This window comes from Pseudomonas nitroreducens, assembly GCF_014204515.1.
Lineage (GTDB): Bacteria > Pseudomonadota > Gammaproteobacteria > Pseudomonadales > Pseudomonadaceae > Pseudomonas > Pseudomonas nitritireducens_A.
In genome coordinates this window covers 1-19,591 of record NZ_JACHLI010000006.1, presented here as the reverse complement: position 1 = coordinate 19,591, position 19,591 = coordinate 1, and the positions used below count along the sequence as shown (strand labels likewise).

Below are 19,591 nucleotides of genomic sequence, written 5' to 3'. Positions count from 1 at the left end.
GCGAAAACCCCCGCGCTCAGCGGGCCGGCAGCTCGATATCGAGGATTTCGCTGGGGCGCAGGGTGTAGCTGGCCTCGCCCGGCCCTTCGAGCACCTGGCGGATGACGATGCGCCCTTCGGGATTGAGGCCGACGAACACGCCCTCGGCAGTGCGCCCGCGCTCGGTGGTCACGCGCATGGCACGGTTGACGTAGCGCTGCGGCGCCGCCTGCAGGCGCTCCAGCGCCAGGTGCCCGGTTTCTGCCGCGGCTGGCGCCGGGCGCCGCTCCTGGAGCGGTACGACAGCGGCAACCGGCGCGACGCTGGGCGACTCGGCCCTGAGCGGCGGGTAACGGTCGCCGCGCACGCCCCAGCCACGCCCCTCGGTCTTCTCCAGCACCAGGTAGAGGTCCTGGCTGTCAGTGCCGACCTTCACGCTCAGGGGGATTTCCTGGGAGGTGCGCTGGGTGTCCAGCGGCGGAACGCGGCTGATGCTCACGTCACGCCGGGCGAAGCGGCGCTGCAGGTAGTCCTGCAGCACGTAGTGCAGGGTGTCGCGGGAGTCGAAACGGGTGTCGACCTGGCCGTCGCGGTAGCGCAGGCGGTCGGTGTAGACCTCGATGGTGCCGGACAGCGTGGTGTGCAGTTCGGCCGGCAGCACCAGGTGGAAGGCGCCCTGCAGGCGGTTCGGGGCCTTCGGCGCCAGGTCCAGGTGCAGGCTGTAGCCGCGCTGCAGGCGCATCGCCTCGGGCAGGTCCTGGCCCGGCGCCAGCCAGCTCAGCTCGATTTCCGGCAGGCGGCCCTTGTCATCGGGCAGCACGTCCAGGCGCAGCGGGCCGCTGGCCGGGGCCGCCAGGCGCACCTGGATTTCCCGGTGGGCGTAGAAGTCCTGGCCTTCACGCAGGCTGAGGACGCCGTCGATGAATTCCGCCTGCTCCGGCTCGAACGGCTTGCCGTTGAGTTCGCCGCGCAGGTCGATCGCCAGTTCCGGTTTCACCACCGGCTCGGGCTTGAGCCACTGCAGGCTGAGGATGGCTTCCAGGCGCGTGGCGTCCTGTGCGGCCAGCAGGGCCAGGCCGACCACCAGCGGGATGCAGCCCAGCGCGCCCAGGCCCACGGCGCTGCGGGCCTGGCGCCACTGGCTGAGGACGAACAGCAGGGCCAGCGGCGGCAGCAGGCTGGCGATGCCCCACAGCAGGCTGCAGGAGAAGGCGCGGCTGATCAGCCAGAGGTAACCGGCGAGGATCAGCAGCAGGCCGAGCAGGATCAGCAGCGTGTCCATTCAGGCGCCGTCGACCTTGAAGTGCGCGCGGGCGGTGGCGATGGGTTCGGTGCGGGTGGTCTGCCAGGCGGTGATCGCGACGTTGGCCACGCGCCGGCCCTGGCGCCAGACCTGGCACTGGGCATAGGTGTCGCGGAAGTGCCCGGCGCGCAGGTAGTCGATGGAGAAGTCGATGATCTTGGGCATGTGCGGAATGCCCATGAACATCAGCAGGTGCAGCAGCGCCGAGTGTTCCATGAAGCCGGCGATCACCCCGCCGTGCAGCGCCGGCAACGTCGGATTGCCGATGGTGTCGGGGTTGGCCGGCAGGTGGAAGATCGCGTCGTCGCCCAGGCGCAGGCAGCGGATGCCCAGCAGCCGGGCGTAGGGGATCATCTCCAGCAGCGGGTCGTAGTTCTTGCTGTCGTGGGCCGCGCGGACCATTGCCTCGATGTTCACCGTGCTCATGCCTGGCCCCCGTCGACATCACGCTTGACGCCACCGGCGGACACCGCCTTGCCCATGCGCATGAAGGTGCCGACCACGTGGGCGATGGGCTCGGCCGGATCATCCTGGTAGGCATAGCCGCGGGTGAAGATGATGTTCGGGGTGACCCGGTAGCACTCGGCGAAGCCGTAGACGTCCTTGTGCGGATCGGCCGGGTGCATGTAGTCGATGCGCAGGTCCAGGGTCGGGCAGATCTCGAACTGCGGCAGCACGCAGACGGTGGAGATGCCGCAGGTGGTGTCCATCAGCGTGGTGATGGCGCCGCCGTGGATCACCCCGGTCTCCGGGTTGCCGACGATGGCCTCGCTGTACGGCAGGCACAGGGTCAGGCCGCTGGCGTCCGCGGCATGGGCGCGGATGCCCAGCAGCTGGCAGTGGCGCAGCGCCGAAAGGAAGCGCTGGGCGCGCTCCAGGAGGGGATTGTCGGACATGGGCGGAGGACGACCGATTGACTGCACGGGGGCCGCATCATACCCCGGTCGAGTTCAATCCTGCAGTGAGGGAATAAGGGGACTCAGGGTTATTCGTTGAACTAATTCACACAATGCCGGCTCCAAGGGTCATCACGAGGAAAGCCGCACATGGAGGCTCCAATGAAAAAAACCCTTCCCTTCGCTCTGCTGATCGTCGCCGGCCTCGGCCTGGCCGCCTGCGACAAGAAAGAAGAGCCCAAGGCACCGCCCGCGCCCGCGGCGACCGAGCAACCGGCTACCCCGGCACCGACCACGCCGCCGGCTCCGGACGCCGCCCCGACTGCACCGGCCGCCCCGGCCACCGCGCCGCAGGAACCTGCCGGCGGCGAGCAGAAGCAGTAAGTCGCTGCTGCTGCACAAGACAAAGCCCGCATTCGCGGGCTTTGTCGTTTCTGGCTTCAGCCACTGGGAGGAATGTCGGCATCCCGTGGGGCATCGCCCTGGGCCGTCGGCGTGTAGACCATCACGTGCAGCACGCTGGAATGGAATTCGCGCTGATAGAGCACGCCCACCACGCCGGCCGTCACCAGCATGAAGATCCACGGGTTGATGAACCAGGCCAGCATCGCCAGGCCGAAGTAGTAAGTGCGCAGGCCCTGGTTGAACTGGTGCGCCGCCAGCGACACCACCCGCGCCGCGCGTTCGGCGAAGGATTTGCGCTCCAGCTCGCCGACATTGCGCTCGCCCACCATGGGCGCCGAGCCGATCAGCACCGCCGCGAAGTTGTACTGGCGCATGCACCAGCTGAAGGTGAAGAAGGCGTAGACGAACACCACCGCCAGGCACAGCAGCTTGAACTCCGACAGGCCACGGGTCGGCGGCGTGACGAACGGCAGGTCGGCCAGCACCGACACCGTGCGCTCGGCCGAGCCCAGCAGGGTGAGGATGCCGGCGAGGATGATCAGGGTGCTGGAGGCAAAGAACGAGGCGTTGCGCTCCAGGTTGCCGATCACGCTGGCATCGGCCACGCGGTTGTCGCGCAGCAGCACGCGGCGCATCCAGTCCTGGCGGTAGAGGTGCAGGACGCTGGCCAGGCACGCGGTGTCGCGGGCCTTGGTCTTGGCGTAGCGGGTGTAGCCGATCCAGCAGAACACGAACCAGAGGATGGCAAACAGGTTCCAGAGGTACTGGATGTCGAACAGGTCGACGACGTCGGTCATGTCTTTCCTTGCGATTGGCAACGGGTTTGAGTCAGTACGCAGCCGATAGACGCCAGTTTATCCCGCCAGGACACGGGCGCCGAACCTGAGCGAGCAGGAAGAGAAAAACACCAATAACCACGAAAAATTATTATTTTAATTGCCAGAACAAAACCAATACAGCAAAGAAATACAACATAAACCCCAGTAGACTTGCCTTATTCACCTCAACTACCGACAGAAATCCGCCCATGACCTGCGCCATGTCCCTGGAAGCCCTGGCTTTCGATCACCACGACGGCGAGGAAATCCTCCCCCACTGCCACACGCAGGCGCAGCTGATCCACGCCCTGTCGGGCGTGATGCTGGTGGGCGCAGCGCAGAAGAACTGGGTGGTGCCGCCCGGCCATGCACTGTGGGTGCCGCCCAGCACCGGGCACCAGATCCGCATGTTCGGCAACGTGCGCATGCGCACGCTGTTCATGCCGGCCTCCACCTGGCCGTGGGGCGGCGAGCAGTGCCAGCTGATCGAGGTGACCCCGCTGCTGCGCGAGCTGCTGGTGGCCGCCAGTGCCCTGCAATCCGGCGAGGGCCACCCGCAGCGGCGCCGTTGCCTGCACGAACTGCTGCTGGTGGAGATGGACGCCGCGCAGACCGTCGCCATCCACCTTGCCATGCCGCTGGACCCGCGCCTGCTGCGCCTGTGCAACGCGGTGATCGCCGCGCCAGCGGATGAGAGCGGCCTGGAGGACTGGGCGCAGCGCCTGAACATGAGCAGCCGCACCCTCGCCCGCCTGTTCCAGCGCGAACTGGGGATGAACTTCGGCGACTGGCGCAGCCGCGTGCGCATGGTCCTCAGCCTGCAACGGCTGATTGCCGGCGCCTCCGTTCTGGAGGTCGCCCTGGAGCACGGCTACCAGAGCCCGAGCGCCTTCTCGCAGACCTTCAAGCGCATCCTCGGCCAGTCGCCCAGCCACTACCAGGCCGTACGCGGCTGAAAGCGCCGCGCCTCCACGGTTGTCACTTTCGCGCCGATCCTTGTCGGGATCGCGAGAGCGCCGCCAGGGGCTGAATCCCTACCCTGCAGGAGTCCGAAACTGAACGACTCCTCAGCATGCCCAAGACCCTTTCCCACCCGCGACACCTGGTGTTCGCACTGGCCAGCGCCGGCCTGCTGCTCGGCGGCTGCTCAGCCGTCAGCGAGCACGTGTCGCCCTCCCCTGACCTCGCTTCCGGCGGCAACTGGCAGGCCCTTGCCGGCGACACCGTCGCGCAGGAGCCGCCCACCAACTGGTGGCGCCTGTACCAGGAGCCGCATCTCGACCAACTGGTCACCCAGGCCCTGCAACACAACCAGGACTTGCAGGCGTCCCTCGCCCACATCGACGAACTGCTGGCGCTGCTGGGCCAGACGCGGGCGCAGCGCTGGCCGAGTACCACGGCGAGCTGGCAGACCTTCTACGGCCGTACCAGCGATGACCAGACCGAAGCCAAGGCCACTGGCGGGCGCGCCGGCTCGCAGTGGAACCAGGTACCGGGCTTCGCCCTGGACTACCAGTTCGATCTCTGGGGCCGGGTGCGCCAGTCGATCCTTTCCGCCCAGGCCAACGCCGAGGCCGCGCAGGCCGCCCATGACCAGTTGCGCGTCGAAGTCGCCGCCGGCACCGCCCGCGCTTATGCCAATGCCTGTGCCTATGCCGCGCGGGCCGACATCCAGCAGCATTCGCTGCAGGCCGTGGAGCGCAGCCTCGACCTGACCCGCCGCCAGCGCCGCGCCGGGCTGGTCACCGAGCTGGAAGTGGACCGCGTGCGCAGCCTGCTGGAGGAAACCCGTGCCCTGCTCCCACGCCTGCAGGCCGAGCACCAGGCAGCCCTGGAGGAGCTGGGCGTGCTGACCGGCAGCGAGCCGGGGCACTTGCCGGCGGCGGTCCGCGATTGCCGCAACGTCCCGCAGCTGCGCCAGGCACTGCCGGTGGGCGATGGCTGGGCGCTGCTGCAACGGCGCCCGGATATCCGCCAGGCAGAACGCGAGCTGGTCGCCGCCGGCCACGAAGTCGGCGTGCGCCAGGCGGATTTCTATCCGAGCGTGTCCTTCGGCGCGTCGATCAGCTCCTCCGCCGAACACCTGCACGACCTAGGCCAGCACGAGGCGATCACCTACGCCATCGGCCCGCTGATCAGCTGGAGCTTCCCCAACCTGCTGACCAGCCGCGCCCGCCTCGACGGCGCCCAGGCCCACGAGCGCCAGCAGCTCGCGCGCTTCCAGCAGCAAGCGCTGGTGGCACTCAAGGAGGTTCGCCAGAGCCTGGCCCGCTACCACGGCGAGGCCGGACACCGCGAAGCGCTGGGTAACGCGCTGGACAGCAGCCGCAACGCCTTCCGCCTGGCACAGCTCAACTACCAGGCCGGCGCCCTGGACTTCCTCGACGTGCTCGACAGCGAGCGCGCCATGGTCCGCCTCGAAGCCGACAAGGCCGAAGCCGACCGGCTGCTGGTCGAGCGGCAGATCGACCTCTTCCACGCCCTCGGCGGCGGCTGGCAGGACGCGCCAGCCAACCAGCTTGCCAACCACTCAACCTCTGCCACCGGACCTGCGCGATGAACATTGCCGTCGACGAAACACACACCGAATCCGCCGAACAGGCGCTGCAGCAGCAGAAGAAACAGCGCCAGCGCCGCCGGCTGTGGCTTGGCGGCAGCCTGCTGGTCGTCGCTGCGCTGGGCTACGGCCTGCACTGGCAAACCGTCGGCCGCTACCTGGAAGAAACCGACGACGCCTACGTACGCGCCGACTGGATCACCATCAGCCCGAAGGTCTCCGGCTACGTCGCCCAGGTGCTGGTGCAGGACAACCAGGCCGTTTCCGCCGGCGACCCGCTGCTGCGCATCCAGGACCGCGACTACCAGGCCCGCCTGCTGCAGGCGCAGGCACGGCAGAGCGAGTCTCGCTCCGCCGTCGCCGCCCAGCAGGCCGCGCTTCTGACCCTGGATGCGCAACTCAAGGAACAGCAGGTACGGATCGACCAGGCCCGCGCCGACATCGACGCCGCCAGCGCCGAACGCCAGCGCGCGCAACTGGACTTCCAGCGTTATCGCGAGCTGGTCGCCCAGCAGGCCGCCAGCAGCCAGCGCCTGGAAAGCGTGACCGCCGACTTCGCCCGCGCGCGCTCGACGCTGAGCCGCGCCGAAGCTGCCGCCAGCCGCCAACGCACCCGCCTCAGCGTGCTGCAGGCCAGCCGTGAACAGGCCGCCGCCGGCCTGCAGCAGCAGAAGGCCCGCGCCGCCGAGGCGGACGCCAGCCTCGCCCTGGCGCAGAACGCCCTGGAAGACACGCTGATCCGCGCGCCCATCGCCGGCGTGGTCGGCCAGCGCCGTGTGCGCCAGCGCCAGTACGTCACCCCCGGCCTGCCGCTGCTGGCGCTGGTGCCGGTGGAGCAGTCCTACGTCGTCGCCAACTTCAAGGAAACCCAGCTGCGCCGCATGCGCCCCGGCCAGCCGGTGGAGGTGCGCGTGGACAGTTTCCCCTCGGCCGTCCTGCATGGCCGCGTCGAGAGCTTCTCGCCCGGCTCCGGGGCGATCTTCGCCCTGCTGCCGCCGGACAACGCCACCGGCAACTTCACCAAGATCGTCCAGCGCTTCCCGGTGCGCATCACCCTCGACGCCGACGCGCGCCAGCAGGTGCCGATCCTGCCGGGCATGTCGGTGCTCGCCGAGGTGGACACCCGCGAAGGCAGCGAGGCACAGCGCGATGGCCGGTGAGTCGGAAAAGACCTCGCTGAAGGCCTGGGTCGCGGTGATCGGTGGGCTGTTCGGCTGCTTCATGGCCGGCATGAACGTCCACGTCACCAGCGCCGCCCTGCCGGAGATCGAAGGCTCGCTGGGCGCCACCTTCGAGGAAGGCTCATGGATTTCCACGGCCTACCTGGTGGCGGAAATCGTGATGATCCCGCTGACCGCCTGGCTGGTGGAAGTGTTCTCGCTGCGCCGGGTGATGCTGGTCGGCTCGGGCATCTTCCTGGCGGCCTCGGTGGCCTGTTCGTTCGCCCCCAACCTGGCCGTGCTGATCCCGCTGTCGTTCCAGCTGATCATCACCGAGCTGCCGGCCTCGCGGGTGGCCATGGGCATGGCGCTGTTCAGCCTGTCCAACAGTGTCGCCCAGGCCGCCGGGCCATCCATCGGCGGCTGGCTGACCGACGCCTACAGCTGGCGCTGGATTTTCTATTTGCAGCTGATTCCCGGCGTGCTGCTGCTCGCCGCCGTGGCCTGGGCCATCGAGGCGAAGCCGGCGCAGCTGCACAAGCTGCGCAACGGCGACTGGCTGGGCATCGCCAGCATGATCGTCGGCCTGGGGGCGATCCAGATCGTGCTGGAGGAAGGCGGCCGCAAGGACTGGTTCGGCTCGCAGTTCATCGTCTGGATGCTGGTCGCGGGCGTGCTCGCCCTGCTGCTGTTCATCTACACCCAGCTGTTCGGCCGGCGCTCGTTCATCAACCTGCGCCTGCTGGCCGGCTACAACTTCGGCGTGGCCAGCGCGGCGATGTTCATCTTCGGCGCGGCGACCTTCGGCCTGGTGTTCCTGGTGCCCAACTACCTGTCCCAGCTGCACGGCTACAACGCCCGCGAAATCGGCGTCAGCCTGATCGCCTACGGCCTCGTGCAGCTGCTCCTGGCGCCGCTGATGCCGCGGCTGATGCGCTGGCTGCCGCCCAAGCTGATGGTCGCCAGCGGCTTCGCGATCATGGCCGCCGGCTGCTACCTGGGCGTATTCCTGGATGCCGATGCCGCCGCCAACGTGATCATTCCCTCCACCGTGGTGCGCGGTATCGGCCAGCCTTTCATCATGGTGGCGCTGTCGGTGCTGGCGGTGTCCGGCCTGTCCAAGCAGGAAGCCGGCTCGGCCTCGGCGCTGTTCTCCATGCTGCGCAACCTGGGCGGCGCGGTGGGTACTGCGGCGCTGACGCAGATCGTCTCGCAGCGCGAGCGCTTCCACTCCGAGCGCATCGGCGAGCAGCTGACCCTGTTCTCCCCTGCCCTGCAGGAACGCCTGCCGAACAGCGGCGATGCCTTCGCCTTGAACGAGTGGCTGCCGGCACAGGCCGAAACCCTCGCCCGCCTGGCCGTGCAGGTCCGCCACGAGTCCTTCCTGATGGCGTACGGCGACGCCTTCTACCTGTCCTTCCTGGCGCTGCTGGCCTGCGCCGTGGCCGCCCTGGCACTGCGCACCGGCAAGTGAGCCGGTGCGCCGGCGCGCTACAGGCTGCCCCGGACCGCTTCCAGGCCGGGTTTGCCATCGACGGTGGCGACGTCCTTGAGCCAGGGTTCGAGCACTTCCGGGTTCTGCTTGAGCCAGGCGCGGGCGGCCTCTTCCGGCTCCATCTTGTCGTCGAGGATGGAGCCCATGATGGTGTTCTCCATGGCCAGGGTGAAGCTGAGGTTCTTCAGCAGCTGGCCGACGTTCGGGCACTTGTCCACGTAACCCTTGCGGGTGCTGGTGTAGACCGTGGCATCGCCGAAGTCGGGGCCGAAGAAGTCATCGCCGCCGGTGAGAAACTTCATCTTGAAGCGGGTGTTCATCGGGTGCGGTTCCCAGCCCAGGAACAGGATTGCGTTGTTGCGTCGGATCGCCCGGTCGACCTGGGACAGCATCCCCGACTCGCTGGACGCCACCACGCTGAAACCGGCGTCCTTGAGGCCGAAGGCGTTCTGCTCGATGGCCTTGAGCACCGCGTTGTTGCCGCCGTCGCCCGGCTCCAGGCCGTAGACCTTGCCGTTGAGTTCGTCCTTGAATTTCGCGATATCGGCGAAATCCTTCAGCCCGCGATTCCACAGCGCCTCGGGCACGGCCAGGGTGTACTTGGCGTGCAGCAGATTGGAGCGGACGATGTCGATCCTGCCGGCGTCGCGGTAGGGTTTCAGGTCCGGCTCCATGGTCGGGATCCAGGTGCCGAGGAAGACGTCCATGGTCTTGCCGTCCGCCAGTGCCTTGTAGGTCAGCGGCACGCCCAGCAGGGTCACCTTGGTCTTGTAGCCCAGGCCCTTGAGCAGGGTGTTGGCAATGGCGGTGGTGGTCTGGATGTCGGTCCAGCCGGGGTCGGACATGCGCACCAGCTGGCACTGCGCGGGCTCCGCGGCGTGGGTGAACAGGGGAAGGCCGGCCAGCACGCTCAGGAACAGGAACGATGAAGCTTTCATCTGATGAATCCTCAAGGCAGAGGTTGTTGTCGGTTCTTGTTGTTCACGGCTTGTCGCGCCCCGGCAACGGGGCCCTGCATCACCGCCGGATGGCGATGGTTCTCCCGCAGTAGCCGGAGTGCCGCGCACCCTGGTACTGCCCGAACAGCGTGGATATCCGCGCGTCGACCACTTCGGCGAAAACGCAGGCCCTGGCGATGCGCGAGTCGATGTTCATCAGCATCTGCTCGCTGACGGCCAGCGGCTCGTCCGAGTCTTCGCGATAGAGGCTGTGCTCGATGTGCAGGCGCTTGAGGTCGCGGTCGAGCAAGCGCGTGCGCACCTGCAGCGACTCGCCGAGCCTGGCCTGAGCCAGGTAGCTGATGTGCGCCTGCAGGGTGAACAGCGTGTGGCCGGTGGCGGCGCGGCCGGCTTCGTCCAGGCCGATGTGCGCCATCAGCGCGTCGGTGGCGTAGCTGAAGATCAGCCCGTAGTAGGCATCGCGCAGGTGCTGGTTGTAATCGATCCAGTCGGGTTGCACCCGGGTGCAATAGGTCAGCATCGGCGCGCGCTCACAGGTCCAGTTCCAGGGTGGCGGACTGCGCGCGGGAGACGCAGACCATCATGCAGTCGTTGCGGCGCTTCTCGGCCTCGCTCAGCACGCTGTCGCGGTGCTCGGGAATGCCCGCCAGCACGCGGGTCTCGCAGGAGGCGCAGGTGCCTTCGCGGCAGGAGTTCTCCACCGCCACCCCATGGGCTTCGAGCACCTGCAGCAGGCTCCTGTCGGCCGGGACCTCCAGGCTCCTGCCACTGCGCGCCAGCTTGACGGTGAAGGCGCTGTCGGCCCCCGCCCGGGGAATCTCCCTGGGGGTGAACCATTCGAAATGCACCTGCTCGGCCGGCAGGCCTTGCGCCGCCGATTCCACGGCAAGCATCAGCGGCGTCGGTCCGCAGGTGTACAGGTGCGCCCGCGCCGGCAGCCGGCTGATTGCCCCCTGGAGATCGAACAAGCCGCCGGCCTCTTCGTCCGCATGCAGAGTCACGCGTTCGCCGACGCCGGCCAGTTGGTCGAGAAATGCGGCGCGCTCGCGGTTGCGCACCAGGTAGAACAGGCGCCAGGGCCGCCGATGGGTTTCGCACCAGTGGATCATCGAGAGGATCGGCGTGATGCCGATGCCGCCGGCGAAGAAGACGAACTCGGCGGCATCCTCGAACAGCGGGAAATGATTGCGCGGCGCCGTCACCGGCAGCAGGTCGCCCACCCGCATCCGCTGGTGGATATACCGTGAGCCGCCACGGCTGGCCGGCGCCAGGCCGACGCCGACGCGGTAGCAGTCGCGCTGCCGGGCATCGCCGCAGAGGGAATACTGGCGCACCAAGCCGTCAGGCAGGTGCAGCTCGATGTGCGCACCGGGGCTGAAGGCGGGCAGCTCGGCGCCCGCCGGATCGCGCAGCTCGATGACCAGGGCGTCGCGGGCAGCTGGGGTGATCTGCGAAACCCGCAGGGTCAGACGTTCGGCCGACATGGTTACCTCGACATCCTCAAAGGGCCCCGGCCAGCACCGCGCTGGCCGGGGTTGCGCTCACTTGCGCCGCAGGTTCGCGGTGGTCTTGAGCATCGCGGTGATCAGCTCGTCGCGGGCTTGCGCAAGCTCCGCCTGGGTGCCATCGGCGGACTCGGCAGCGACGCCCTGCACCAGCTGCGCGGCGGTCTCGGCGTCCAGGCGCGGATCGCCGAGGTCGTCCCACCAGCGGTGGAAGCTCTCGCTGTATTTCTGGCAGAACGACTCCAGCCCGCCGGGGCCGCCGCCCAGGTGGAACAGCAGGGTCGGGCCCATGGCCGCCCAGCGCAGGCCGGGGCCGGCCCAGACCGCGGTGTCGACATCCTCGACGCTGGCCGCGCCGATCTTCACCAGGTGGATCGCCTCGCGCCACAGCGCCGCCTGCAGGCGGTTGGCGACATGGCCGGGCACCTCGCGATGGACGCGGATGGTGACCTTGCCCACCTGCTCGTAGAAGCGCTCCGCTCCCTCGACCGCGTCCTGGGCGGTGCGCTGGTTGCCCATGACTTCCACCAGCGGGATCAGGTGCGGGGGGTTGAACGGATGGCCGAGGACGAAGCGCGACGGGTCCTGCCAGCCGGCCTGCATCTCGCTCAGCGGCAGCCCCGAGGCAGAGGACGCGACGATGGCGCCGGGCTTGAGCAGCGGCTCGATCTCGGCGTACAGCGCGTGCTTGATGGCGATGCGCTCGGGGACGCTTTCCTGGATGAAGTCGGCGTTCTTCACCGCCTCAGTGGCCGTGCGATGGAAGCTCAGTTCGCCCGGCGCACCGTCCTTCACCAGACCCAGTTCGACGAGAGTGGGCCAGGCATTCTTCACGTACTCGCGGACGTCGCCCTCCATGCCCTCGGCCGGATCGAACACCGCCACATTGCGCCCGGAGGCGAGGAACAACGCCGACCAGCTCGCGCCGATCACGCCGGCGCCCAGTACCGCCACATTCTGGAATTCACGCATCAGAAGAACCTCGGTTGCAGGGGGGAAGCGGCGGTCAGGCCGCCGTCGATGACATAGCACTGGCCGGTGACGAAGGCGGCCTGATCAGAGGCGAGCCAGGCCACCAGCCCGGCGACGTCCTCGGGCCGGCCGAAGCGCCCGGCGGCATGCCGCGCGAGGGCATCGGCCTTGGCTTTCTGCGGATCACGGGCCTGGGCGAAACCGTCCTCGGCCATGGCCGTCATGATCCAGCCGGGGCATACCGCGTTGCAGCGCACGCGCGGGCCATGGTCCACCGCGATGGAACGGGTCAGGCCGTGGACGAAGGCTTTCGAGGCGTTGTACAGCGCCATGCCGGGGTCGGCGTGCAGGCCGGAAATCGAGCCGAGGTTGACGATGCTGCCGCCCCGCTCCGCCATGACTGGCAGCACCGCGCGGCAAAAGTTGAAGGTGCCGCGCGCATTGACGCCCATCACCTGCTCCCAGTCCTCGTCGGAGGTCTGGTCGAGGGCTTTCTCCACCTGCACGCCGGCGTTGTTGACCAGTACGCTGGGCACGCCCAGATGCTCGATGGTCTGCTGCAGCACGCGCTCGGCCTGCGCGCTCTGCGCTACGTCGGCCTGCACCCACAGCACCGTTTCGGGCAGGTCCATTGGCCGCTCGCCACGCCCGCAGCTGGCGACCTGCGCGCCCTGCGCGAGAAACTGCTCGACGATGGCGCGGCCGATCCCGCGGCCGCCGCCGGTGACGATCACGATGTCTTTTCTGTTGTCCGTCATGGCCTTCACCCGTGCGCGAACATGACGTGGCGTACCGCGGTGTAGGCATCCAGGGCGAACACCGACATATCGCAGCCGTGGCCCGAGCCCTTCATCGCCGCCCAGGGCATTTCCGGCGTGGCCACGCCGTGGGTGTTGACCCAGGTGAAGCCATAGCGCAGCTGGCTGGTGGCGCTCATCGCCCGCGCGCTGTCGCGGGTCCAGACCGAGGAAGCCAGGCCGTAGCGTCCGGCATTGGCAATCGCCAGCGGGTCCTCGTCGGCGCGGAACCGCGACACGCTGATCACCGGGCCGAACAGTTCCTGGGTGGCGATTTCCGCGTCGTTGTCGACGTTCGCCACCACGGTTGGGCGGTAGAAGAAGCCGGGGCGATCCTCGGCGTAACCGCCGGTGACCACCTCCGCCCTGCCCCGCGCCCGCTCGACGAAGCCGGCCACGCGCTGACGGTGCGCGGCGCTGATCAGCGGGCCCATCTCGGTACCCGCCTCGCGGGGTGCGCCCACGCGGATCGAGGCCACGGCGTCGGCCAGTTCGGCGACTACCCGCTCGTAGATGGCGTCGGCCACCAGCAGGCGGCACGGTTGCGCGCAATCCTGGCCGGCGTTGAAGAAGGCGGTGGCGCGCAGGGTCGCCACCAGTTTGCCGATATCCGCATCGGCGTAGACGATCACCGGCGCCTTGCCACCCAGTTCCAGATGGACCTGGCGCAACTGCTGCGCGGCGGCGCGCATCGCCGCGGCTCCGGTGGCGGGCGAACCGGTGACGCTGACACCTTCCACGCCCGCAGCATTGACAAGACGATCACCGATACTCGCTCCCCTGCCATGGATCACATTCACCACGCCCCTGGGCACCACGTCCTGCAGTAATTCAGCCAGGCGCAGCGTGGACAGCGGCGTGAGCTCGGACGGCTTGAGCACCACCGTGCAGCCGGCCGCCAGCGGCGCCGCGAGCTTCCACGCGGCCATCATCAGCGGGTAGTTCCACGGCGCGATGGCGGCTATCGGCCCGATGGGATCGCGACGGATCAGGCTGGTGTGCCCCGCCACGTATTCCCCCGCCGCGACACCGGCCTGGGTGCGGGCGGCGCCCGCGAAGAAGCGGAAGCTATCCAGGGTCAGCGGCATCTCGTCGTCCAGCGCCGAAGGCCAGGGCTTGCCGGCGTTGACACTCTCCAGCGCGGCCAGCTCCGGCGCGTTGGCCTGGATGACCTCGGCGATCTGCAGCAGCAGCGCCGAGCGTTCGGCCGGCGTGGTGCGGCCGTAGCTCAGGAAAGCCTGTTCAGCCGCACGGACCGCCGCGTCCACCTGCTGCGCGCTGGCCTCGTGGACCTGGGCGATGATCTCGCCGCTGGCGGGATCGATGACCTGCAGGGCCGCGCCCTCGCCCGTCACCTGTTCACCGTCGATCAGCATTCGGGTGTGCATGGCAATCGCCTCCTCAGAACTCGACCTTGTCGCCGCCCTTGAGCCCGAGGCGCGTACGGGCTTCGGCGGGGGTGGCGACCTTCAGGCCGAGGTTTTCGACGATGGAGCGGATCTTCAGCACCTGCTGGGCGTTGCTGGTCGCCTGCTCGCCGGGGCCGATGTAGAGGCTGTCTTCCAGGCCCACACGCAGGTTGCCGCCCAGCAGCACGGCCTGGGTGGCGAACTGCATCTGGTTCTTGCCGGCAGCCAGCACCGACCACTCGTAGTCCTGGCCGAACAGCTTGTGGGCGATGGTGTGCATGTGCATCAGGTTGTCGAGGTCGGCGCCGACACCACCGAGCACGCCGAACACCATCTGCACGAAGAACGGCGGCTTGATCCAGCCCTGGTCGATGACCCAGGCGAGGTTGTAGAGATGGCCCAGGTCGTAGCACTCGAACTCGAAGCGGGTGCCGTGTCCCTCGCCCAGTTCCTTCACGATGTATTCGATGTCGGTGAAGGTGTTGCGGAAGATGAAGTCGCGGGTGCTGTCGAGGAAGGCCGGCTCCCAGTCGTGCTTCCAGGTGGAGTGCTTGGCCTTCATCGGGAAGATGCCGAAGTTCATCGAGCCGACGTTCAGCGAGGCCATTTCCGGGCTCAGGCTGACCGCCGCGCGCAGCCGCTCCTCGCGGGTCATGCCCAGGCCGCCGCCGGTGGAGACGTTGAGCACCGCGTCGCTGCGGCCCTTGATCTGCCCCATGAAATCGCGGAACAGCTCCGGGCGCGGATCGGGCTTGCCGGTCTGCGGGTGGCGCGCATGCAGGTGGATGATCGACGCGCCGGCCTCGGCGGCCTCAATGGAGGACTGGGCGATCTCATCAGGGGTGATCGGCAGGTATTCCGACATGGTCGGGGTGTGCACGCCACCGGTGGAGGCGCAGGTGATGATGACGGACTTGGGCATGGTCGCTCTCACAGTTTCATTGGTTGGGCGGTCGTTTTCAGAGGCGCATCTGCTGCACCTGGGCGGTCAGCCCGCCGTCGAGCACCCACAACTGCCCGGAGGCATAGCGGGCTTCGTCGCTGCCGAGCCAGTTGACCAGGTTGGCGACGTCCTCCGGGGTGCCGTAGCGGCGCACCGGGTGCACGTCGCGCACCGCCGCTTCCAGGCTGTGGATGTCGCCGTGGTCGCGGAAGAAACTGCGCAGCATCGGCGTGTCGATGTAGCCGGGGCAGATGGCGTTGACGCGGATGCCCTCGGGGCCGTGGTCGCAGGCCATGGCGCGGGTCAGCGCATGCACCGCGCCCTTGCTGGCGCAGTAGGCAGCCAGGCCGGGATCGGCGATGAAGCCGTCGTAGGAGCCGAAGTTGACGATGCTCGCCGAGCCGCTCCGGCGCAGCAGCGGCAGGGCGAACTTCGAGACGAGGAAGGTGCCGGTGACGTTCACCGCGAACACCCGGTTCCAGTCCTCCAGGCTGGTCTGCTCGATGGTCTTCTCGATCTCGATGCCGGCGGCGTTGACCAGGATGTCCAGCTGGTCGGCCTGCTCCTGCACACTCGCCATGGCCCGGCGCACGCTCGCTTCGCTGCTCACGTCGAGTTCGATGAAGCGCGCTCCCGGCACGCTGGCGGACTCGCGCAGGTCAGCGGCGAACACCGTCGCGCCTTCCCTGACGAAGCGCGCGCAGATTGCCTGTCCGATCCCGCCGAGGCCGCCGCTGACCAAGGCGACCTTCCCTTCCAGTGCGCCGCTCATGGCCCGACTCATAGCCCGGCTCATAGCCCGGCGCCCTTGCGATAGGCATCCAGCACCAGCCCGTGGAAGTGGTGCAGCGCGTGTTCGGACTTGCCCGAGCCATTGGGGTCGGTGACGATCCGCCCCTGCTCGAAGGCCGGCGTGCGCATGCCGCGCTGGACGTTCTCCACCAGGGCGATGTCCTCCACCTGCAGCACCTCGTCGAGGTAGCGGATGGCCTCGCGCTCCATCTCGTTGGCCTCGGGGGTTTCGAGGAAGAAGTCGTAGGTCTCGTAGGTCAGGTCGGGGCCGGCGGGGATGATGTGCAGGACGATCATCGAGCTGCGCCCGGGGTAGCGCATCAGGCAGGTGTTGGGCCAAAGCCACCACACCGCATGGGTGCGCACCTTGGCCTGAGAGGTGTCGTAGGCGCTGTTCTGCCCGTTGCCGGCCTCGGCCATGTGGCTGGAGTAGATGCCGTGGGTCTGCACGCGGTAGGTGTCCATGTCCACCAGGGTGCAGAAGTCCTTGTGCGCCGTCGGGCAGTGGTAGCACTCGAGGAAGTTGTCGACGACGTTCTTCCAGTTCGACTTGATGCTGTAGGTCAGGCGGTGGCCGAAGGTCAGGTTGGCCACGTCCGGCGCCCAGCGCAGCACCTCCTCCTGCAGCTCGCCGGACTGCTCGCGCAGCGGCCGCGCGGCGGGGTCGAGGTTGACGAAGATGAAGCCGCAGAACTCCTCGACCTGCACCGGGCTCAGGTGGATCTCGCCCTTGTCGAACTCCTTCAGGACGCCGACATGGGGCGCGCCGGTGAGCTGGCCGTTGAGGCCGTAGCACCAGGAGTGGTAGGGGCAGATGATGCGCTTGACCTTGCCCTCGCCGCTCAGCACCGGATGCGCGCGGTGCTTGCAGACGTTGTAGAAGGCCCGCAGCTGGCCGTCCTGGTCGCGCACCACGGCGATCGGGTTGCCGGCGATTTCGCAGGTGGTGTAGCTGCCCGGCTCGCGGACCTTCTCCACATGGCAGACCCACTGCCAGGAGCGGGCGATGATCTGCTGCTCGTCCAGGCCGAACCACTGCGGCTCGACGTAGGCTTCCTTGCGCAGGGACTGCGACAGCAGCGGGTCGGGGTGGTAGCCCCGGGCAATACTCTGGAGCTGGTCCTTCGAGATGACTTCAGACATATCAGCGGCCTTCCCGTACAAGATTTTCTTCGGTTTGTGTTCTTGTCCGGGGCCGATAGTGGTCGTTGCGCGGAGCGGCAAATGTGCAGCATTCGCCGCGATTTTTTCTTTTCTGGTCGTGGTCGTTTTTGGATATGAGCGGCGCGTTTGCGACCCGGTATCAGCTTTCGCGGCCAGCGCGCGACCACGGCGCAGCCGCCCGCCTGAGCGGTCTCAGGCAGGCCGGGCGGTGGGAAACGTCAGGGCGTGATCTGGTGCATCGGCCAGGCGCGGAACTCGAACGGGATGCGCCCGTCCAGGCGGTCCTGGCGTGGCGTCAGGCCGAAGCGCTGGCGATAGATGCGGCTGAAGTGCGACTGGTTGGCGAAGCCCGAGGCCACGGCGATTTCCATCAGCGACATGCCGGTCTGGGTCACCAGGCAGCGGGCGCGATCCAGGCGGATATCGCGGTAGTACAGCGCCGGGCTCTTCTGCACGATCTGCTGGAACAGCCGGTCGAGCTGGCGCTGGGAGATGCCGAGGCGCGCGCAGAGCTCGGGGATCGGCACGGCCTCCTCCAGGTGCTGTTCCATCAGGCGGATGGCCTGCTTGACCAGCTCCGGCACGGTGTTGCCCAGGGGTTGCGGCGCCTCGGGGTTCTGCTGGGTACCCAGCGGGCGCAGGCGCTCATGGAACAGGTAGCGCGCCATCTCGCTGGCCAGGGTGTCGCCGTGCAGCGAGCGGATGATGTGCAGCGCGCAGTCGGCCGCGGCAGCACCACCGCAGCAGGTGATGCGCTTGCCGTCCATCACCAGCATGTCCTCGCAGATGTCCACCTCCGGGTAAAGCTCCTTCAGTGAATCGATGTGCTCGTAGTGCCCGGTGGCGCGCTTGCCGTTGAGCAGACCGGCCTCGGCCAGCAGGTAGGTGCCGGTGTCCAGCGCGCCAAGCACCACGCCCTCGCGCGCCCACAGCCGCAGGGCTGCGCTGAGGGCCGGGCTGTGCAGGGTTTCCGGGTTCCAGCTGGAGGACAGCATGACCAGGTCGGGCACACCCGGCACGTCTGCCAGCGGCAGGGTGTCGGTGCTCATGGCATTGCTCGCCACCACCGGGCCGCCGGCCATGGAGGCGACCTCCCAGTGGAACTGGGTATGCCCGCTCAGGTAGTTGGCTGCCCGGAAGGGATCGATGAAGGCACTGGTCGCCGCCAGGTTGTAGTGCGGGAAGACCAGGATGAGCACGGAAAACGGAGCTGGAGGCTGGGCCGACATGGGGCAATCACCGCAGGGCCGAGGGAGTCGTCGTCTGGTTCCTACAGATATCACAGATCGAACCCGGGCGTGACCGGCCCGGCGCCGCGCGTATTAGCCTGGGCTTCAAGCCGGCTTCGGCAAAAGCAAATTCCTCCCTCCGCGCACGCGCCCGCATCATGCCGGTCATCACCCTCAAAGCGGATACACGGCATGACCGACTTCGATCCCTCGGCATGGCTGGGGCGCACCCAGGAAGTACACGACCAGCTCAGCCGCAACCTCGTGCAGCGCATCGCGGCGACCTTCAGCGCACCGGCGCCGGCCCATGGTGAAGAACTGCCGTGGCTGTGGCACTGGTGCTTCTTCAACGACCAGGTGGCGGGCAATCGCCTGGGCCCGGACGGCCACCCGACGCTGGGCACCTTCATGCCGCCGGCCCACGGGCGCAACCGCATGTGGGCCGGCGGCCGGCTGGAGTTTCTCGAACCGCTGCGGGTCGGCGCCGAAGCCTTCCGCAAGACGCGCATCGAGCGCATCGACGAGAAGGCCGGACGCACCGGTTCGCTGCTGTTCGTCACCCTCGCCCACGAGTACTGGCAGGGCCGCCAGCTGTGCCTGCGCGAGGAGCAGGACATCGTCTACCGCGAGCCCTCGCCGCCCAAGCTGGGCGAAGGCGAAGCCACGCCCCAGGCGGACTGGGAGGAAAGCATCGCGCCCGATCCGACCCTGCTGTTCCGCTACTCGGCAGTGACCTTCAACGCCCACCGCATCCACTACGACTGGCCCTATGTCACCGCCAGCGAGGGCTACCCCGGCCTGGTGGTGCACGGCCCGCTGACCGCCACCCTGAGCCTCGCCGCCTTCGCCCGCGCCAACCCGCTGGCGCGCCTGCGCCGCTTCAGCTTCCGCGGCGTGCGCCCGCTGATCGCGCCGGAAACCTTTCGCGTCGGCGGCCGCCATACCGAGCCCGGCGTGGCCGAACTGTGGGCCGCCAATGGCAGCGGCCTGTGCCAGCGCGCCGACGTGCTGTTCGACTGAGCTCCCCGGCGATCCGAAAGCAACACACAAGAAATCCCGCGCTCGCCCAGGCAGCGCTGCCCCAGAGGAAACCCCATGAACCACAACAACGACGAACTCCAGGCCATCCGTGACGGCGTACGCGCTCTCTGTGCGGAGTTCCCCGCCGAATACTGGCGCAAGATCGATGAAGAAAAGGGCTTCCCCGA

21 protein-coding genes are annotated in these 19,591 nt (G+C 68.1%); 7 read left to right on the top strand and 14 right to left on the bottom strand.

Annotation, left to right across the window (positions count from 1 at the left end):
- Nucleotides 1–16: 16 nt before the first annotated feature.
- The 3 genes from HNP46_RS09715 to HNP46_RS09705 are packed head-to-tail and all read right to left on the bottom strand — an operon-like array spanning nt 17 to nt 2,178.
- The gene (locus tag HNP46_RS09715) at nt 17–1,261 is read right to left on the bottom strand and encodes an MFS transporter (RefSeq protein ID WP_184588226.1); all 1,245 of its coding nucleotides are present in this window, start codon (nt 1,259–1,261) and stop codon (nt 17–19) included.
- Nucleotides 1,262–1,708: a PaaI family thioesterase gene (locus HNP46_RS09710; RefSeq protein ID WP_184588224.1), complete on the bottom strand. Its 447-nt coding sequence runs from the start codon at nt 1,706–1,708 to the stop codon at nt 1,262–1,264.
- Entirely contained in the window at nt 1,705–2,178 is a 474-nt protein-coding gene (locus tag HNP46_RS09705) for a PaaI family thioesterase (protein WP_184588222.1), read from the bottom strand. Before HNP46_RS09705 ends, HNP46_RS09710 begins: the two co-directional genes overlap by 4 nt.
- A gap of 162 nt (nt 2,179–2,340) precedes the next feature.
- On the opposite strand from HNP46_RS09705, the gene HNP46_RS09700 reads away from it, so the two are divergent.
- Complete coding sequence (locus tag HNP46_RS09700; protein WP_184588220.1) at nt 2,341–2,562, top strand: hypothetical protein; 222 nt, start codon at nt 2,341–2,343, stop codon at nt 2,560–2,562.
- 56 nt (nt 2,563–2,618) lie between these two features.
- On the opposite strand, the gene HNP46_RS09695 is transcribed toward HNP46_RS09700, so the two are convergent.
- On the bottom strand, nt 2,619–3,380 hold the full coding sequence (locus HNP46_RS09695) for a DUF599 domain-containing protein (protein ID WP_184588218.1): 762 nt from the start codon (nt 3,378–3,380) through the stop codon (nt 2,619–2,621).
- Between the two features lie 242 nt (nt 3,381–3,622).
- Here HNP46_RS09695 and HNP46_RS09690 point away from each other — a divergent pair, with 242 nt between their 5' ends.
- The 4 genes from HNP46_RS09690 (at nt 3,623) to HNP46_RS09675 (ending at nt 8,592) form a co-directional block, all read left to right on the top strand.
- Nucleotides 3,623–4,357 (top strand): AraC family transcriptional regulator, encoded by a 735-nt coding sequence (locus HNP46_RS09690; protein ID WP_184588216.1) that lies wholly within the window; start codon nt 3,623–3,625, stop codon nt 4,355–4,357.
- A 116-nt stretch (nt 4,358–4,473) separates the two neighbouring features.
- Nucleotides 4,474–5,961, top strand: a complete 1,488-nt coding sequence (locus HNP46_RS09685; protein ID WP_184588214.1) for an efflux transporter outer membrane subunit — start codon at nt 4,474–4,476, stop codon at nt 5,959–5,961.
- Nucleotides 5,958–7,118 (top strand): HlyD family secretion protein, encoded by a 1,161-nt coding sequence (locus tag HNP46_RS09680; protein WP_184588212.1) that lies wholly within the window; start codon nt 5,958–5,960, stop codon nt 7,116–7,118. Before HNP46_RS09685 ends, HNP46_RS09680 begins: the two co-directional genes overlap by 4 nt.
- A complete protein-coding gene (locus tag HNP46_RS09675) occupies nt 7,108–8,592 on the top strand; it encodes an MDR family MFS transporter (RefSeq protein ID WP_184588210.1) in 1,485 nt (494 codons plus the stop codon). Before HNP46_RS09680 ends, HNP46_RS09675 begins: the two co-directional genes overlap by 11 nt.
- 17 nt (nt 8,593–8,609) lie before the next feature.
- Here the strand turns inward: HNP46_RS09675 and HNP46_RS09670 are convergent, their stop codons facing one another.
- The 10 genes from HNP46_RS09670 to HNP46_RS09625 all read right to left on the bottom strand — a co-directional run bounded on the left by HNP46_RS09670 (nt 8,610) and on the right by HNP46_RS09625 (nt 18,383).
- On the bottom strand, nt 8,610–9,551 hold the full coding sequence (locus HNP46_RS09670) for a choline ABC transporter substrate-binding protein (RefSeq protein WP_184588207.1): 942 nt from the start codon (nt 9,549–9,551) through the stop codon (nt 8,610–8,612).
- A 79-nt stretch (nt 9,552–9,630) separates the two neighbouring features.
- Nucleotides 9,631–10,092 carry a thioesterase family protein gene (locus HNP46_RS09665; RefSeq protein ID WP_184588205.1) on the bottom strand — a complete coding sequence of 154 codons (462 nt, stop codon included), beginning with the start codon at nt 10,090–10,092 and terminating at the stop codon, nt 9,631–9,633.
- A gap of 10 nt (nt 10,093–10,102) precedes the next feature.
- A complete protein-coding gene (locus tag HNP46_RS36050) occupies nt 10,103–11,056 on the bottom strand; it encodes a PDR/VanB family oxidoreductase (RefSeq protein WP_184588203.1) in 954 nt (317 codons plus the stop codon).
- Nucleotides 11,057–11,113: 57 nt separating this feature from the next.
- The gene (locus tag HNP46_RS09655) at nt 11,114–12,049 is read right to left on the bottom strand and encodes a 3-hydroxyacyl-CoA dehydrogenase NAD-binding domain-containing protein (RefSeq protein ID WP_184588201.1); all 936 of its coding nucleotides are present in this window, start codon (nt 12,047–12,049) and stop codon (nt 11,114–11,116) included.
- On the bottom strand, nt 12,049–12,807 hold the full coding sequence (locus HNP46_RS09650; protein ID WP_184588198.1) for an SDR family NAD(P)-dependent oxidoreductase: 759 nt from the start codon (nt 12,805–12,807) through the stop codon (nt 12,049–12,051). The genes HNP46_RS09655 and HNP46_RS09650 overlap by 1 nt, the downstream gene beginning before the upstream one ends.
- 5 nt (nt 12,808–12,812) lie before the next feature.
- Nucleotides 12,813–14,234, bottom strand: coding sequence for an aminobutyraldehyde dehydrogenase (locus tag HNP46_RS09645; protein WP_184588196.1), 1,422 nt, complete (start codon nt 14,232–14,234; stop codon nt 12,813–12,815).
- Nucleotides 14,235–14,247: 13 nt separating this feature from the next.
- A complete protein-coding gene (locus tag HNP46_RS09640) occupies nt 14,248–15,177 on the bottom strand; it encodes a 3-keto-5-aminohexanoate cleavage protein (RefSeq protein WP_184588194.1) in 930 nt (309 codons plus the stop codon).
- A gap of 37 nt (nt 15,178–15,214) precedes the next feature.
- Nucleotides 15,215–15,970, bottom strand: a complete 756-nt coding sequence (locus HNP46_RS09635; RefSeq protein ID WP_184588192.1) for an SDR family NAD(P)-dependent oxidoreductase — start codon at nt 15,968–15,970, stop codon at nt 15,215–15,217.
- A 20-nt stretch (nt 15,971–15,990) separates the two neighbouring features.
- Entirely contained in the window at nt 15,991–17,133 is a 1,143-nt protein-coding gene (locus HNP46_RS09630) for an aromatic ring-hydroxylating oxygenase subunit alpha (protein ID WP_184588190.1), read from the bottom strand.
- Nucleotides 17,134–17,372: 239 nt separating this feature from the next.
- Nucleotides 17,373–18,383: a GlxA family transcriptional regulator gene (locus HNP46_RS09625; protein ID WP_184588183.1), complete on the bottom strand. Its 1,011-nt coding sequence runs from the start codon at nt 18,381–18,383 to the stop codon at nt 17,373–17,375.
- Nucleotides 18,384–18,575: 192 nt separating this feature from the next.
- Between HNP46_RS09625 and HNP46_RS09620 the strand changes: the two genes are divergently transcribed.
- On the top strand, nt 18,576–19,403 hold the full coding sequence (locus HNP46_RS09620; RefSeq protein WP_184588181.1) for an FAS1-like dehydratase domain-containing protein: 828 nt from the start codon (nt 18,576–18,578) through the stop codon (nt 19,401–19,403).
- A 75-nt stretch (nt 19,404–19,478) separates the two neighbouring features.
- On the top strand, nt 19,479–19,591 hold a 113-nt coding region (locus HNP46_RS35810; RefSeq protein WP_260403128.1), incomplete at its 3' end, for an acyl-CoA dehydrogenase family protein.